Genomic DNA, 14,114 nt, shown 5'->3' with positions numbered 1-14,114 from the left:
CGGGGGCGTGGGCCGTGCGGGGTGCAGGTGCCGTGGGCTTCTAGCCGAAGGCGGTTGGGTGGATCTGGTCGCGGGCCGCCGCGTACTGCTGGCGGGCCGCGCCGCCCGCCGCCGCGTCCTCGCCGGGTTCGAGTATCTGGGCCACCGCTCCCTGCCAGGCCGGCGGCTCGTGCGGGGCGAGGGTTCCCTGGGTCACTCCGAGTGCCCAGGCCGCCTGCCGCGCCGCCCCCAGCGCCGCGTACTGCGCGGGCTGCGGCACGACCACCTGCGTACCGAAGACCATCGGCGCCATCGCCTGCACGGCGGGCAGCTCGGCGGCCGCGCCGAGCAGGAAGACCCGCCGCACCTGCACCCCGCGCCCGCGCAGCACGTCCATGGCGTCCGCCAGCGAGCAGAGCATCCCCTCGAAGGCCGCCCGCGCCAGGTGCTCCGGCTTCATGGACTCCCGCCGCAGCCCGAACAGCGTGCCCGCCGTGTGCGGCAGCCACGGGGTCCGCTCACCCTCCAGGTACGGCAGCAGTACGAGTCCGGAGGCGCCCGGCGTCGACTTCAGTGCCAGCGCGGACAGCTCCGCGGGACCGCCCTCCAGGCCGAGGAGTTCGGCCGTCCCCCGCAGGGCCCGCACCGCGTTGGACGTGTGCACCACCGGCAGGTGCATGCCCGTCGCGTCGGCGAAGGAGGTGATCGTCCCGCTCGGGTCGGCCAGCGCCTCGTGGTGCACCGCCATCACCGAGCCCGAGGCCCCCAGGGACACCACGGCGTCCCCGACCCCGACGCCGAGCCCGAACGCGGCGGCCATCGTCTCGCCCGTACCCGCGGAGATCAGCAGCCCCTCGGGGGTGGTCCCCGCGGCGTCGGAAGGGCCGAGCACCTCCGGCAGCGCGACCTGGTGCCCGAGCGCCCGCTCGACCAGGTCCGGCCGGTAGGCACCGGTGGCCGCCGACCAGTAGCCGGTGCCGGAGGCCGCGCCACGGTCGGTGGTGCTGCGGGCCGGCCGGCCGAGCAGCTGCCACACCAGCCAGTCGTGCGGCTGCATCACGGTCGCCGTACGCGCCGCGTTCGCGGGCTCGTGCCGGGCCATCCAGGCGAGCTTGGCCAGCGGCTGCGGCGAGGTCGGGACCGACCCGACGGCCTGTGCCCAGGCCTCCCGGCCGCCCAGCGACTCCACCAGGTCGGCCGCGGCGACCTGTGCGCGCTTGTCGTTGCCGAGCAGCGCGGCCCGTACCGGCGTGCCGCCCGCGTCGAGCGGCACGAGCCCGTGCTGCTGGGCCGACACCCCGATCGCCTCGACGTCGTCGAGCAGCCCGCCCGCCGCGGCCTCGCCCAGCGACAGCAGCCACACCTGCGGATCCGCCTCGGTGGCCCTGTCCTCGACCGGGTGGGGGGCGTACCCCTCACGCAGTACGGCACCGGTTTCGGTGTCGCAGACGACGACGTGTGTGAATCCGGCCGAACTGTCCAGCCCCGCGACTATGCCCATGCACACGATTCTGCCGCACCCCACCGCGGCGGGATGCGGCAGCCGTGAAAGCGGGGAGCCGGGTCAGGTGTTGCTGGTGCCCCAGTCGTCCTCGCCGCTCTGCCTGCGCTCCTTCAGCGACCGCACCCGCTGGGCGACCGATTCGGGAACCCGGTTGCCCACCTTGTCGCCGACCTTCTCGGTGACGGTGTGCACGGCCTTGCCCGCGAACTGCCGTCCGCTCTGGGCCGCCGACTCGGCGGTGTTCCGCACGGCGGGGTTCTGGGAGACCCGCTGGGCGTACTTCCTGATCTGCTCGTACCGCTCGCGCCCGGCCCGGGTGCCGAACACGTAACCCAGGGCCAGTCCGGCGACGAACGTGAGCCGGTAGCGCATGGCTGCCACCCTTCTCCTGCAACGGTGTCGGTGTGCTGGCCGCCTACCCGTAACGCCCGCAGATCATCCCGGGGCATACCGATTGGCGGAGCACCCCCCTGCTTGCGCTAATGTATGTCTCGCAGCGACCGCACGCCCCCGGGAAGACGCCGGTGGGGGTGCAATCGATGCAACCGCAGCAATCCCCTGTAGCTCAATTGGCAGAGCAGCCGGCTGTTAACCGGCAGGTTACTGGTTCGAGTCCAGTCGGGGGAGCGCGGTCCCCTGTAGCTCAATTGGCAGAGCATTCGGCTGTTAACCGGAGGGTTACTGGTTCGAGTCCAGTCGGGGGAGCAGTAAGGGAAGAGGGCCTCCACGGAGGCCCTCTTCCCATGTGTGCGTACACCCCTCGGTGTGGTGTGCGGCACGTTCGGGAACCGTCCGCGGAGCGGGGAAGTCCTCATGGTCACGCGAAGCCGACCATCCGAGGCAGGAGATCGTATGACCGGCTATGCTGCGGCAGACGGCGCGTACATGTGTACGCGCCACGCCGTGTGGGGGCAGTAGCTCAGCCGGTTAGAGCAGCGGACTCATAATCCGTCGGCCGTGGGTTCGAGTCCCACCTGCCCCACCACAGCAGGACGGTGCAGAAACGTATCGCGCAGCGGCGACGGAAGGGGCCCCCTCCAGGAGGGGGCCCCTTCCCGCGTTCCCGGCCCCTCCCGTGCTTGCCCTCTGCCGTGCGGCGGCCGGACGCCGCCGTCCCCCCGGGGCGGGGGTGACCGTCCCTCAGAGGGCCACCGTGCGACGCGGTTTCGGATCTACGTTTGGTTTATGAGACAACTGAACGAGCCGTTCCGGTCTGGCGGCCGGGTGGCGCGGTTGTCTTCGGCGAAAGGTGAGATCCATGGTCCTCTCCCTCCTGCGGCGTGCACGGGAAAGAGCGGGTTCGGCGGGCGGCGGGGGCGGGCTGGTACTGCCCGTGCCGCGCGGCGCCGGGACGGTCAGCTGCGAGGTGGTGGACCCGGTCGGCCAGAAGCTCGGCGGCGCCGAGATCGCGATCACCGCCAAGTCGGACGGCCGGGTGGTGGCGCGCGGGACGACAGACCTGTTCGGCCTCTTCACCGCCGCCCTGCCCGCCGGTGAGTACGGCCTGCTGATGACCGCCGAGGGCATGCGGCCCGCCAGCTGGTCCTTCTACATCGAGCCCGGCGAGGCGCTCACCATGGGGCGCGTCGAGCTGGAGGTGGCGCAGCAGCTGGAACCGCCGGCCCCCGGCATGTGGACCGTGGACCCGCCGCACACCGCGATCCGCTTCATCGCCAAGCACGTGGGGATGGCGAACGTGCACGGCAGGTTCCAGAGGTTCGAGGGCGGCGTGCGGGTGGCCGCCGACCCGGAGGAGTCCGAGGTACGGGTGCGGATCGAGGCCGCGAGCCTGACCACGGGCAACAAGACCCGCGACAACCACCTGCGGTCCGGCGACTTCCTGGACGTCGAGAACTACCCCTACATCGACTTCGTCAGCGACCGGTTCGTCTACCGGGGCGGCAACACCTGGTCCGTCCAGGGCGCCCTGACCCTGCACGGGGTGAGCCGCTCGGTGGCGCTCGACACCTCCTACCTGGGCGCCGTCAACGGAGGGTACGGCGAGGAACTGCGCTGCGCCGCCCGCGCGACCGCCGAACTCCACCGCGAGGACTACACGCTGAACTGGCGGAACATGCTCGCGCGCGGCATCGCGATCGTCGGCCCGACGGTGCGGCTGGAGATGGACATCCAGACGATGTTCCAGGGGCCCGACACCCCGACCCCGCCGGAGTAACCCCGCGGGTGGTTCCGTTCCTCACCGGGGGCGAGGGCGGAACCACCGCACGGCCGGGCGGCCGGCCCCGCCGCTGCGACGGCCCCGTCGGCGGCCGTGGCCCCCGGCCCCGTACCCCGACGTCGCGTCGCGTGGGTCCCTCACAGCGGTGTCCGCCACTCCACCGTCGTCCCCCGCCCGCCCTCCTCGTTCAGCCCGTTGTCCGTCACGGTCAGGGCGACCCCCGCCCGGCCGCCGGGCAGGGTCACCTTCGCGTCCACCCGCACCCGTACGGCGGTCACCTCCGGCCTGCGGTGCGCAGCGGCCAGCGCGCCACGCAGCGCGGCGACCAGCTGCTTGTCCACGGGGGCGTGGACCAGCGCGTCGACCGCGCCCTCGAAGTGCACCGAGGGCGTGAGGCCCAGCAGCGCCGCCGCCCCCGCCGTCTCCCGGAGCACCTTGCCCCGCACGGTCGTCGGCGCCTGTGCGGGCGGCTGCTGGAGGGCGAAGATGGCGGTGCGCACCTCCTGGATGGTGGAGTCCAGCTCGTCGACGGCCTGCCCGAGCAGCTCGTCCATGGCGCCGGCCGCGGAGCCGGCGTCCGTCCCCGGCCCCGACCCGGCGTCCGTCCCCGCTCCCGCGCCCGCGCCCGCACCCGTGCCCGCTCTGCGCCGCGTCGACTCCAGCATCATCTCGGTCGCGAACAGCCGCTGCACCACCAGGTCGTGCAGGTCGCGGGCGATCCGGTCGCGGTCCTCGAAGACCGCCAGCCGTTCCCGCGCGTCCCGTCCGCCAGCCAGGACCATCGCCAGCGCGGCCTGGGAGGCGAACTGCGAGGCCAGCAGCCGTTCCACCGCCGAGTACGGCGCGTCACCCCGCCGCCGGGGCAGCGCCAGCGTGCCGATGAGCTTGCCGCCGCTCTGCAGCGGCAGCAGCATGCTCGGCCCGAAGCGCGACCGCACGGCCGTCGTCATCCGCGGATCGGTCGCCGAGTCCTCCACGAACACCGGCTCACCGCCGAGGAGTTGCTCCAGCACCGCGCTGCCGGGCTCGATCTCCGTACCGAGGAGGCCCCCGGGGTCCTGGTCCGAAGCGGTCGCCGCCGCGACGATCTCCATGCCGCCCGCCGCGGTCGGCTGCAGGACGATCCCGGCCAGTGCCCCCGCCAGACCGCGGGCGTGTTCGGCGACCACCATCAGCGCGTCCGACGGCGTCTCGCCGTCCAGCAGCGCGGTGGTGACGGCCGCCGCCCCCCTGATCCACTCCTCGCGCAGCCGCGCCGTCTCGTACAGCCGGGCGTTGCCGATCGCGATGCCGGCCTGGGCCGCCAGCACCCGCAGCAGCGAGAGGTCCTCGGTGGTGAACTGGGTGCCGTCCGCCTTGTCGGTGAGGTAGAGGTTGCCGAAGACCTTGCGGTCCACCCGTACGGGCACGCCGACGAAGGACTTCATCTCCGGGTGGCCCGGCGGCAGTCCCGCCGAGCGGACGTCCGCCCCGATCTCCGGCACCAGGAGCGGGCGCGGTTCCTGGACCAGGATGCCCAGCAGCCCCGAGTGCCCGTCCGGGAGCCGGCCGATCCGCTCCCTGGCCCCGTCGTCGAGGCCCGTCGTGTACAGCGCGGTGATCCGGGTGCCCTCCGCGTCGACGACGCCGAGCGCCCCGTACCGCGCGCCGGTCAGCTCGGCCGCCGACTCCACGATGTGCTGGAGGGTGCTGGGCACCTCCAGGTCCGCGCCGACGGCCAGGACCGCGTCGAGCAGCAGGGGAAGGCCCAGGGAGGTGCGTTGCTCGTCGTGCATCGCGTGGCGGTTCCTTCTCCCGGTTGTCCTACTGCGCCCGGCGCCCGCGGCCCGGCGCTCTCAGCTCGCCGCGGGTCCGCGGCCCCGGCGGTCAGCTCGCCGACCGGTCCGCTGCCCCCGCAGCTCAGCTCGCCAGCGGGTCCAGGGCCATCGGCTGGATCTGTCCCTCCAGCATCGCCCCGAGCCCCAGCACCGCGCACACGTCGGGCCGCTCCGCGATCCGTACCGGCATGCCCGTCGAGTCCCGCAGCAGCTGGTCGAGGCCGGGCAGCAGCGCACTGCCGCCCACCATCATGATCCCGCTCTCCGCGAGGTCGGCGACCAGGTCGGGCGGGCAGGTCCGCAGGATCTTGCCGATGCCGTCGAGGACGGCGGTCAGCGGGGTGTGGATGGCGCGCTGCACCGCGGCGGTGTCCACGTGCACCGACCTGGCCAGGCCGGTCGCCACGTCACGGCCGTGGATCACGGTGGAGACCGGTCCGCCGGCGGCGAGCCCGTTGTTGCTGAGGGCGAGCTGGAGGGGGCGTACCGACTGCGAGGGCAGCATCAGTTCGTGTGCCTGGCGCAGGTGCTGGACCACCGCGTGGTCGATGGCGTTGCCGCCGACCGGGATGCGCTCGGCCGCCACGATCGCGCCGAGGGAGAGGACCGCGACCTGGGTGGTGGCCGCGCCGCACACCATGATCATGGTGGCGGACGGCTGTTCCACCGGCAGCCCGCAGCCGACCGCCGCCGCGATGAGGGTGTCCACCAGCTCCACCCGGCGGGCCCCGATGCCCACCAGTGTCTCGACGGCGGCGCGCTGGGCGAGGGGGTCGGCGTCGTGCGGGGTGCAGGCGGCGGCCCGCAGCCCCGGCTTGCGGCGCAACTGGCGGCGGAGCTTGTCCCCGAGCAGGTGACGGAGCATCCGCTGCGCCATCTCGATGTCGACGACGGTGCCGCCGGAGACCGGGCGGGCCACCCGGATGTAGTCCGGAGTGCGCCCGGTCATCTGCTCGGCGAAGGCGCCGACCGCGATGAGCGCCCCGGTTCTGGTGTTCACGGCGGCGCAGCTCGGCTCGTCGACCACGAGGCCGAGACCCTTCACGAACACCCGGGTCCTGGCGGCCCCCAGGTCGACGGCGACATGGCAACGGCGCAACTGCTCAAGGCTGACGGTCATAGTCGCATCGTGCGGTCCGCGCAGCTCGGGCGCGCGCTGGGATGAGCCGCCCGGGGTACCTGAGCTGACGCGGCGCCAGATGGTCAGTTCCCGTCACCGCGGATCGCGTTACGGGTGCGGAGGCGGGCCGTCCGCGGGGGGCGAACTTCTGCCGGCCGTCCGCCAGGAGCCACACCCTACGAGCCGTCCGCGCGGGCCACACCCTACGAGCCGTCCGCGCGGGCCACACCCTACGAGCCGTCCGCGCGGGCCAACCCCTGCGGGCCGTCCGCGGGGGCGAACCCCTGGAACAGTCCCCAGCAGAACTCCGCCACCCGGCCGCTCCCGTCCGGCGCGCTCACCGCGAGGCGCGCCCGCGTCGGCGCCGCCCCGTCCAGCATCCGTACCGGCGCGAAGGCGCGTGCCACCTCGTCCACCGTCGCCGACCACGGCGCGAGGTCGTCCACCGTCCCGAGGGCCGGCCCCGGCTCGCCCGGCGCCCGCACCAGCCACTCGTTCCAGGCGGACCCGTCGGGGCCGGTCAGCACCTCAAGGCGCAGGGTGGGCCACAGCGGAACCGGCCACAGCAGCGCCTCGCACTCCAGGTCACCGACCTTCCGCCGGACGACCGCCGCCGGCGGGCCCAGGACGGAGCGGTAGCGCTGCACGGCGCCGCGCGACCGGGGCGAGCGCACCATCGCCTGCCAGCGCCGGTTGACCTCGCGCATTTCGGTCACACTCACCCCGAGGGCAATTCGGGCATCCTCCACCAGCCCCGGCTGGTGATCTGCCATCCGGCGCAGCAGTACGAGCTGGAAATCCGCAGGTCCCAGAGGTTCACCCGGCAAGTCACACCCCACTTACTTGACAATCTCAAACATTGAGGAGCAAGGTTCATTCAGATCATAAAGTTGTTTTCTCGCTGTGGAGGCCGTTCCTCATGACCACTCTCCCCACCACCGGCCGCGCCTGGCACCTCGTACGCCGCCCGAACGGCTGGCCGGTGCCGGAGGACTTCGCGCTGGTCGAGTCCCCGGTGTCGGAGCCGGGCGCGGGCCGCGTCCTGGTCCGCAACCTCCACCTCTCGGTCGACCCGTACATGCGCGGCCGCATGAACGACGTGAAGTCGTACGTGCCCCCCTTCGAGCTGAACAAGCCGATGACCGGCGGCGCGGTCGGCGAGGTCATCGCCTCGAACGACGAGCGCTTCGCGGTCGGCGACCACGTCCTGCACGACCTCGGCTGGCGCGAGTACGCGGACCTGAAGGCCGACCACGCCACCAAGGTCTCCGCCGAGCTGGCCCCGCTCTCCACCTACCTCGGCGTCCTCGGCATGCCGGGCCTGACCGCGTACGCCGGTCTCTTCGAGGTGGCCTCCTTCAAGGAGGGCGACACCGTCTTCGTGTCCGGGGCGGCCGGCGCGGTCGGCAGCCAGGTCGGCCAGATGGCGAAGCTGCGCGGCGCGAAGCGCGTGGTGGGCTCCGCCGGGTCCGCCGACAAGATCGAGCTCCTCACCTCGGAGTACGGCTTCGACGCCGCGTTCAACTACAAGGACGAGGCGCCCGTCGCCGAGCAGCTGCGCGAGGCGGCCCCCAAGGGCATCGACGTCTACTTCGACAACGTCGGCGGCGAGCACCTGGAGGCGGCGATCTCGTCCCTCACCGTGCACGGCCGCGCCACCCTCTGCGGCGCCATCTCCGGCTACAACGACACCGAGCCCGTGCCCGGCCCGCGCAACATGATGCAGATCATCGGCAAGCGGCTGCGCCTGCAGGGCATCCTGGTCGCCGACCACACCGACGTGCAGAAGCAGTTCGTCGAGGAGGTCTCCGGCTGGATCCGCTCCGGCGAGCTCAAGTACAACGAGACCGTGGTCGAGGGCATCGAGCACAATGTGGACGCGTTCCTCGGCATGCTTCGCGGTGAGAACACCGGGAAGATGATCGTCAGCCTCAACAAGTAAGCTCGACCCCACGCCGTCACGGCGCGTGGGCGCGAGCCGTGGCGAACCAAGCAGGAGGATCCACTCGTATGTCCATCCAGAAGATCGACGTCAAGTACACCGCTGTCGCCACCGCCGAGAACGGCCGCGACGGCCGCGTCGCCACCGACGACGGCAAGCTGGACGTGGTGGTCAACCCGCCGAAGGAAATGGGCGGCAGCGGCGCCGGCACCAACCCGGAGCAGCTCTTCGCCGCCGGTTACAGCGCCTGCTTCCAGGGTGCGCTCGGCGTCGTCGCCCGCAAGGAGAAGGTCGACATCACCGGCTCGCGCGTCACCGCGAAGGTCGGCATCGGCTCCACCGAGGCCGGCGGCTTCGGCCTTGAGGTCGCCATCTCCGCGACCATCCCGAACGTGGACGAGGCCACCGCCAAGTCCCTGATCGAGAAGGCGCACGAGGTCTGCCCGTACTCCAACGCCACCCGCGGCAACATCAAGGTCGAGCTCTCCGTCGCCTGATGCACCAGCTGTAGGCCGTAGTGCCGCAGGGGCCGCACCTTTCCGGTGCGGCCCCTGCGGCCGTTTCCGCGTGCGGGCCCTGCTGCCGTTTCCGCGTGCGGGGCCTGCTGCCGTTTCCGCGTGCGGGCCCCTCGCGCGCCCTACGCCGTCGCCGCCCGCACCAACGCCCGTACCAGCGTGACGTTCTCCGGCGCCGCCCCGCCGGGGTAGGCGAACCGGCGCCGGTTGTAGCCGTAGGCGATGCGGTTGCGCGGGTCGGCGAACGCGACGGAGCCCGCCGCCCCGCTGTGCCCGATCGTGCCGTGCCCGAGCACCGGGTACTTCTCCGCCGACATGGCCTGGAAGCCGAGCCCGAACACCGACCGCGCGCCGCCCACCAGGTCAATCCCCTCGGAGTGGATCTGCCCGAACTCCGCGAGCGTGTCCTCGCTCAGCAGCGCCCCGCGCTCCTGCCCGTCGCCGAGCACCGCCGCGTACATCCCGGCGAGCCCGCGCGCGGAGGCGACGCCGCCGAACGACAGCTGGCCGTTCGCGCGCAGGGCGTAGGAATTGCCCGCCTCGACGATGTCCGTGGGCTGCTTGCCGTTCCGGTTGAAGGCGATGCCGCCCAGTCCGTGCGCCCCGGACGGGTTCGCTGCGGCCTCCGCCTGCTGGGCGGGCGTCGGCGCCATCGGCAGCGTGTCGAGCACCCGCGGAATCTCCGTGTCCGGCAGCCCGACGTAGAAGTCCAGGCCGTAGGGGGCGCGTACCCGCTCCTCGTAGATCTCCTGGACGGTGCGCCCGGTCACCCGGTGCACGACCTCGCCCGTCAGCGCCCCGATGACATAGCCGTGGTAGCCGAACGCGGTCCCGGCCCGCCAGTACGGTCGCTGCCCGGCCAGCCGCTCGGCTATCGCCCGGTCGTCCGCCAGCTCCTCCGGGGTGAACCCGGTGTCCGCGCCGACCACACCCGCCCGGTGCGCGAGCAGTTCCCGCAGCGTCAGCCTGTCCTTGCCGTGCACGCCGAACTCCGGCCAGTACGAGGCGACCTCGCGGTCGAGATCCAGCGTGCCGTCCTGCACGAGCAGCGCCACGACCAGGTGCGCGGCGCCCTTGGTGGAGGAGTACACCGGCGTCAGTGAGTCGGCCTCGATGTGCGGGCCGCCCCACAGGTCCACCACCAGCTCGCCGCGCACGTGCGCGACGAGCTGGGCGGCGTGGTCGGGACCCTCGTCGGGGTTGTCGAGCACGGCCGCGAACTCCGCGCGGACCTCCTCGTAGCCTGCGGCGACGGTTCCCTTGACTTCGGTCCCGGTCATGCGGATCAGCTCCCCGATGTATGTGCGACTCCTGTACGGGGATCAAGCAACCGCCGCCGCGCGCTATTCCGAGATCCCGCCCGGCTTCACCCCGCCGTCACGAACAGCGCCCGCGCGACCTGCGCGAACACACCCTTCGGGTGCGCCCGGAACAGCGGCTGCGTACCGAACAGCACGACCTCCGCACCCTGCGCGGACGTTCCGCTGACGACGGATGCCTGCCCGGCCGCGTCCTTCGGACCGCCCTTGCCGTCCTCGCCCGCACGCCAGTGCCCGGACACGAGCGGGCTGCCTCCGGTCTTCCCGTACGACTGGTCGACGCGGACACCCTTGCCGAGTTCCGTGAACCACATCGGCGAGAAGACGAAGGTGTGCGCGGGGGCCCCGGCGGCGACGGGGCCGGCTGCCGCGCTGTCGACCTTCACCACACCGTTGGCGTCCCCGTTGCCCTGTACGGCCTTCGCGGCGATGAGCCCCGCGTCCGCATTGAGCCGGGCGCCGTCGCCCCCGAGCCCGACCAGCCCGTGCGTCCTCAGGAACGCGTCGAGGCCCGCCTTCGCGGCCGGCTTGAGCTTCCCGCGTTCCAGGTCCGCCGACACGTACAGCGTGTCGACACCCTTCCAGTCAAATCCCGCATTGAGTACGTCCGTTGACACCGCAGTCACCTCGAAGCCCATCTCCCGCAGCGCGAACAGCTCACCGGGGGAGACCGCGGCGGCCACCCGGGTACGGGCGAACGGCGCGACGCCCTTCGCACCGGTGGCGTTGAACGCGACGCCCAGCCGGTCCGCCAGCCGCGCCGCCGGCCGGCGCGCCGCACCCGGCACGATCGCCGTGCCGTCGGCGGCCCGGGACACCTTCACCCCGTCGGCGAGCAGCGAGTTGAGGGCGCGGACCTCCTTCGGGTCGTCGAGCCGCAGCCGCAGGTCGCCCCGGGGCGCGACGTACCCGGTCGCGGACGCGGCGTGCACGGTCCGCCCCGGCACGTCGACCTTCCCCGACGTCACCTTGTCGACACTCGCGCCCCACAGCAGTCCGAGGCTCCAGCCGGAGATGTCGTACATCGCGGAGACGTCCGCGCTGATGTCCCGGCCCTCGGCCAGGATCACGTTGGCGAGGCCGCGCTTGGGCTGCTTCATGTCCACGACGTACGAACCGGCCGGGTAGTTCTTGCCACCGAGCCGGAACCCGCGCAGGGCACGCTCCACCCGCACGTCATTGGCGAGGAGATGATCTACCAGCCGCGCGGCGGCAACGGCGGACCGCTGACCGCTTCCGCCCGCCGGAATCACGTACGCGCTCGGGAAGTCGGTCGTGTAGACGTCCTCCGGTCCGATCCCCGGCACACCCGGCACGCTCTCCTCGGACACCGGCACCTGTTCGGCGCCTGCCGCACCCCGCCGGAAAGTCTCGATCTGGTCGGCGATCACGGTGCTGCGGTGGGTCGCCGTGTAGTTGAGCGCCGCCTTGACGGCCGCACCCGCGATGTCCGTGTTGACGGCCGACCTGCGGCGCAGCTCGGCCACCGGCTGCGTGTCGTACTCCTCGTTGTTGACCTGCAACGGGATCTCGATGGTGTGCGCGGCGACGGCGCCCTGGAAGGGCATGTACTGCGGGGTGAAGATGGGCGGCCAGTCGTCCCACCCTTCCTGCTGGTCGCGGAAGGGGATGATCGCGGGCTCCACGCCGTCCTTCGCCGGGGTGTAACCGAGCCCGTTGACGGCCGCCTCCATCCCCAGCGCGTTCGCGTAACTGTTCTTCAGGAAGAGGTCGTACTCGTAGTTCTCGCCGTGCGGGGGAGTGGTGGGCTCGATCAGCGTCCCGTTCACGTACCCGTGCATGTCCAGCATCACGGCGGGCTGCTTGTCGATGGCGATCCGCCGGATGGCGCGGGTCTCGGGCTGGGTCGCCGTGATGAAGTCCCGGTTGATGTCGAAACCGTTGGCATTGGGCCGCGTCCCGGCTATCCGGCCGTCCGGGTTCGCCGTCACGTTGATGTAGATCCGGTTCTGCGCCAGCAGCTTCTTCGTCCTGGCGTCATTCGCCTTCGCCAGCTCCCCGATCAGCTTCAGGGAGGCGTCCGTGCCCTCCCACTCGTTGCCGTGGATGTTGTTGTTGATGAAGACGGGCGTCTTGTACGCGGCTTTGATCCGGGAGTCCGTCGCGGCGGCCGCGGGCTCGTTCTCGATCCGCTCGCGCATCCGCTCCTGCTCCCGCGCCTGCTGCGCGCTCTCCGGCGCGGTCACGGTGACGAGATACAGCTCGTGTCCGCCGGCCGACTCACCGGCGACCTCCACACTCACCCGGTCCCCCAGCTTCTGGAGGGCGTTGAGCTGGGGAGCGAGGGAGTGGTACGGAGCGAGCCCGAGCTTTATCGACTTGTCGGCGGGGTTGGCCGGGGGGACGGTGAGCGTGGTCCGCCGGGGGTAACCGGCGTCCCCGCGCAGCAGCTCCGGCGCCGAACCGTCGAGTGCACGGGCGGCGGGCGCGGCCGACGCCGTCGCGGCCTCACCGCTCCTCAACTCCTGCCCGGCGGAGATGCCTTCGCGGTACTGCGGCCCGTCCCCGTGTCCGCCGAGCCGGCCCGGTTGCGCAGCGGCAGTGACCGGCGCGAGCAGCGCGGCCCCCGCCAGGGCGGCGAGGGGGACGAGGACGGGTCTGGGTATGCGGTGTCGGCTGGAACCCATACGGCTGCGTACCTCCGGGAGGGGGGGAGTGCTGCGGGAGATCGGTAGGCAGGGGTCTACCGGGTCGTCACCGGTCACACAAGGGGGCGTTGGGTCCTGCGACGGGTTTGAGGTCGAGTGCGCACCGGACCTCTTCGCCGACGGTCAGGGGTGTGGCGCCCCAGCGGGCGACCAGCCGTCAGGGCGTCCGGGACGGCCTCTAAGGTATGGCCATGAGTGATCTCGGGGACGGCTTCAAGTACCTGGCCAAGGGCCAGCGGTGGATGGCGCAGCACGGGCGCAGCTACGGGCTCGGGCTGCTGCCCGGTCTTGTCACGCTCGTCCTGTACGCCGCCGCGCTGGTCGCCCTGGTGACCTGGTCCGGGGACCTCGTCGGCTGGGCGACCCCGTTCGCGGACAGCTGGGGCGAGACCTGGCAGACGGTCTTCCGCGGACTGCTGCGGGTCCTGCTCTTCGGGCTGGCCCTGTTCCTCGCCGTGATCACCTTCACCGCCGTGACGCTGCTCGTCGGGCAGCCGTTCTACGAGGCGCTCTCGGAGCGGGTGGACAGGTCCAAATCGCCCGACGGGAACGCCCCCGAGTCCGATCTGCCGCTGGCGCGCGAGCTGTGGATCTCGGCGCGGGACAGTGTGCGCGTACTGCTGCGGGTGCTGTTCTACGGGGTGCTGCTCTTCGCGTGCGGCTTCATTCCGGTGGTCGGGCAGACCGTCGTGCCCGTGCTCGGGTTCTGCGTGTCCGGTTACTTCCTCACCGAGGAGCTGACCGCCGTCGCGCTCCAGCGCCGGGGCATCGAGCTCAAGGAGCGGCTGTCCCTGCTGCGGGGCCGGCGTTCGCTGGTGCTCGGCTTCGGGGTGCCGCTGACCCTCGCCTACCTGGTGCCGTTCGTGGCGGTGTTCCTGATGCCGGGAGCGGTCGCGGGGGCCACCCTGATGGCCCGTGACCTGCTCGGTGAGCCGTCGGTGGACGACGCGCCCGACGAGGAGGAGACGGACCGCCGCCTGCCGGCATGACAGCAGGAACGGCGGCAGGGCGCTTCGGCGTCGCGCCCTGCCGCCGTGACCGGCCCCCTCACGGCGGCCGGTCCCGTCGTC

11 protein-coding genes and 3 tRNA genes are annotated in these 14,114 nt (G+C 72.3%); 7 read left to right on the top strand and 7 right to left on the bottom strand.

The features are described from left to right. Positions 1-40: 40 nt before the first annotated feature. The gene (locus ACIQM4_RS16360) at positions 41-1,480 is read right to left on the bottom strand and encodes an FGGY-family carbohydrate kinase (RefSeq protein WP_401591720.1); all 1,440 of its coding nucleotides are present in this window, start codon (positions 1,478-1,480) and stop codon (positions 41-43) included. 63 nt (positions 1,481-1,543) lie between these two features. Then, the gene (locus ACIQM4_RS16355; RefSeq protein WP_401592336.1) at positions 1,544-1,855 is read right to left on the bottom strand and encodes a YtxH domain-containing protein; all 312 of its coding nucleotides are present in this window, start codon (positions 1,853-1,855) and stop codon (positions 1,544-1,546) included. 182 nt (positions 1,856-2,037) lie between these two features. Here ACIQM4_RS16355 and ACIQM4_RS16350 point away from each other — a divergent pair. The 4 genes from ACIQM4_RS16350 to ACIQM4_RS16335 all read left to right on the top strand — a co-directional run bounded on the left by ACIQM4_RS16350 (position 2,038) and on the right by ACIQM4_RS16335 (position 3,659). Then, positions 2,038-2,110: transfer RNA gene (locus tag ACIQM4_RS16350), tRNA-Asn, on the top strand. A 5-nt stretch (positions 2,111-2,115) separates the two neighbouring features. Further along, a tRNA-Asn gene (locus tag ACIQM4_RS16345) sits at positions 2,116-2,188 on the top strand. 203 nt (positions 2,189-2,391) lie between these two features. Continuing rightward, positions 2,392-2,468, top strand: a tRNA-Ile gene (locus ACIQM4_RS16340). Between the two features lie 273 nt (positions 2,469-2,741). Beyond that, positions 2,742-3,659 (top strand): YceI family protein, encoded by a 918-nt coding sequence (locus ACIQM4_RS16335; RefSeq protein WP_401591718.1) that lies wholly within the window; start codon positions 2,742-2,744, stop codon positions 3,657-3,659. 140 nt (positions 3,660-3,799) lie between these two features. Here the strand turns inward: ACIQM4_RS16335 and ACIQM4_RS16330 are convergent, their stop codons facing one another. From ACIQM4_RS16330 to ACIQM4_RS16320, 3 genes are all read right to left on the bottom strand, one after another. Further along, entirely contained in the window at positions 3,800-5,437 is a 1,638-nt protein-coding gene (locus ACIQM4_RS16330; RefSeq protein ID WP_401591716.1) for a GAF domain-containing protein, read from the bottom strand. Between the two features lie 124 nt (positions 5,438-5,561). After that, positions 5,562-6,599 carry a rod shape-determining protein gene (locus ACIQM4_RS16325; protein ID WP_401591714.1) on the bottom strand — a complete coding sequence of 346 codons (1,038 nt, stop codon included), beginning with the start codon at positions 6,597-6,599 and terminating at the stop codon, positions 5,562-5,564. Positions 6,600-6,829: 230 nt separating this feature from the next. After that, positions 6,830-7,372, bottom strand: a complete 543-nt coding sequence (locus ACIQM4_RS16320) for a hypothetical protein (RefSeq protein WP_401591712.1) — start codon at positions 7,370-7,372, stop codon at positions 6,830-6,832. Positions 7,373-7,518: 146 nt separating this feature from the next. Here ACIQM4_RS16320 and ACIQM4_RS16315 point away from each other — a divergent pair, with 146 nt between their 5' ends. Further along, positions 7,519-8,541, top strand: a complete 1,023-nt coding sequence (locus tag ACIQM4_RS16315) for an NADP-dependent oxidoreductase (RefSeq protein ID WP_401591710.1) — start codon at positions 7,519-7,521, stop codon at positions 8,539-8,541. 68 nt (positions 8,542-8,609) lie between these two features. Further along, positions 8,610-9,038: an organic hydroperoxide resistance protein gene (locus tag ACIQM4_RS16310; protein WP_401591708.1), complete on the top strand. Its 429-nt coding sequence runs from the start codon at positions 8,610-8,612 to the stop codon at positions 9,036-9,038. 140 nt (positions 9,039-9,178) lie between these two features. Here ACIQM4_RS16310 and ACIQM4_RS16305 read toward each other — a convergent pair whose 3' ends face one another. Together ACIQM4_RS16305 and ACIQM4_RS16300 are read right to left on the bottom strand one after the other, a co-directional pair. After that, positions 9,179-10,336, bottom strand: coding sequence for a serine hydrolase domain-containing protein (locus ACIQM4_RS16305; RefSeq protein WP_401591706.1), 1,158 nt, complete (start codon positions 10,334-10,336; stop codon positions 9,179-9,181). Positions 10,337-10,422: 86 nt separating this feature from the next. Further along, entirely contained in the window at positions 10,423-13,023 is a 2,601-nt protein-coding gene (locus tag ACIQM4_RS16300) for a M14 family zinc carboxypeptidase (RefSeq protein WP_401591704.1), read from the bottom strand. A gap of 212 nt (positions 13,024-13,235) precedes the next feature. Between ACIQM4_RS16300 and ACIQM4_RS16295 the strand changes: the two genes are divergently transcribed. Then, complete coding sequence (locus tag ACIQM4_RS16295) at positions 13,236-14,033, top strand: EI24 domain-containing protein (protein ID WP_401591702.1); 798 nt, start codon at positions 13,236-13,238, stop codon at positions 14,031-14,033. Positions 14,034-14,114: the final 81 nt, after the last annotated feature.

Source organism: Streptomyces sp. NPDC091272 (assembly GCF_044757485.1).
In the GTDB taxonomy this organism is placed as follows: domain Bacteria; phylum Actinomycetota; class Actinomycetes; order Streptomycetales; family Streptomycetaceae; genus Streptomyces.
This window is presented reverse-complemented; position numbering and strand designations above follow the sequence as displayed.

Excerpts from the sequence above, each read along its gene's own strand:
- ACIQM4_RS16360 (WP_401591720.1), bottom strand. The coding sequence starts at position 1,480 with ATGGGCATAGTCGCGGGGCTGGACAGTTCGGCCGGATTCACACACGTC.
- ACIQM4_RS16310 (WP_401591708.1), top strand. The coding sequence starts at position 8,610 with ATGTCCATCCAGAAGATCGACGTCAAGTACACCGCTGTCGCCACCGCC.
- ACIQM4_RS16300 (WP_401591704.1), bottom strand. The coding sequence starts at position 13,023 with ATGGGTTCCAGCCGACACCGCATACCCAGACCCGTCCTCGTCCCCCTC.
- ACIQM4_RS16355 (WP_401592336.1), bottom strand. The coding sequence starts at position 1,855 with ATGCGCTACCGGCTCACGTTCGTCGCCGGACTGGCCCTGGGTTACGTG.
- ACIQM4_RS16315 (WP_401591710.1), top strand. The coding sequence starts at position 7,519 with ATGACCACTCTCCCCACCACCGGCCGCGCCTGGCACCTCGTACGCCGC.
- ACIQM4_RS16295 (WP_401591702.1), top strand. The coding sequence starts at position 13,236 with ATGAGTGATCTCGGGGACGGCTTCAAGTACCTGGCCAAGGGCCAGCGG.
- ACIQM4_RS16320 (WP_401591712.1), bottom strand. The coding sequence starts at position 7,372 with ATGGCAGATCACCAGCCGGGGCTGGTGGAGGATGCCCGAATTGCCCTC.
- ACIQM4_RS16330 (WP_401591716.1), bottom strand. The coding sequence starts at position 5,437 with ATGCACGACGAGCAACGCACCTCCCTGGGCCTTCCCCTGCTGCTCGAC.
- ACIQM4_RS16335 (WP_401591718.1), top strand. The coding sequence starts at position 2,742 with ATGGTCCTCTCCCTCCTGCGGCGTGCACGGGAAAGAGCGGGTTCGGCG.
- ACIQM4_RS16325 (WP_401591714.1), bottom strand. The coding sequence starts at position 6,599 with ATGACCGTCAGCCTTGAGCAGTTGCGCCGTTGCCATGTCGCCGTCGAC.
- ACIQM4_RS16305 (WP_401591706.1), bottom strand. The coding sequence starts at position 10,336 with ATGACCGGGACCGAAGTCAAGGGAACCGTCGCCGCAGGCTACGAGGAG.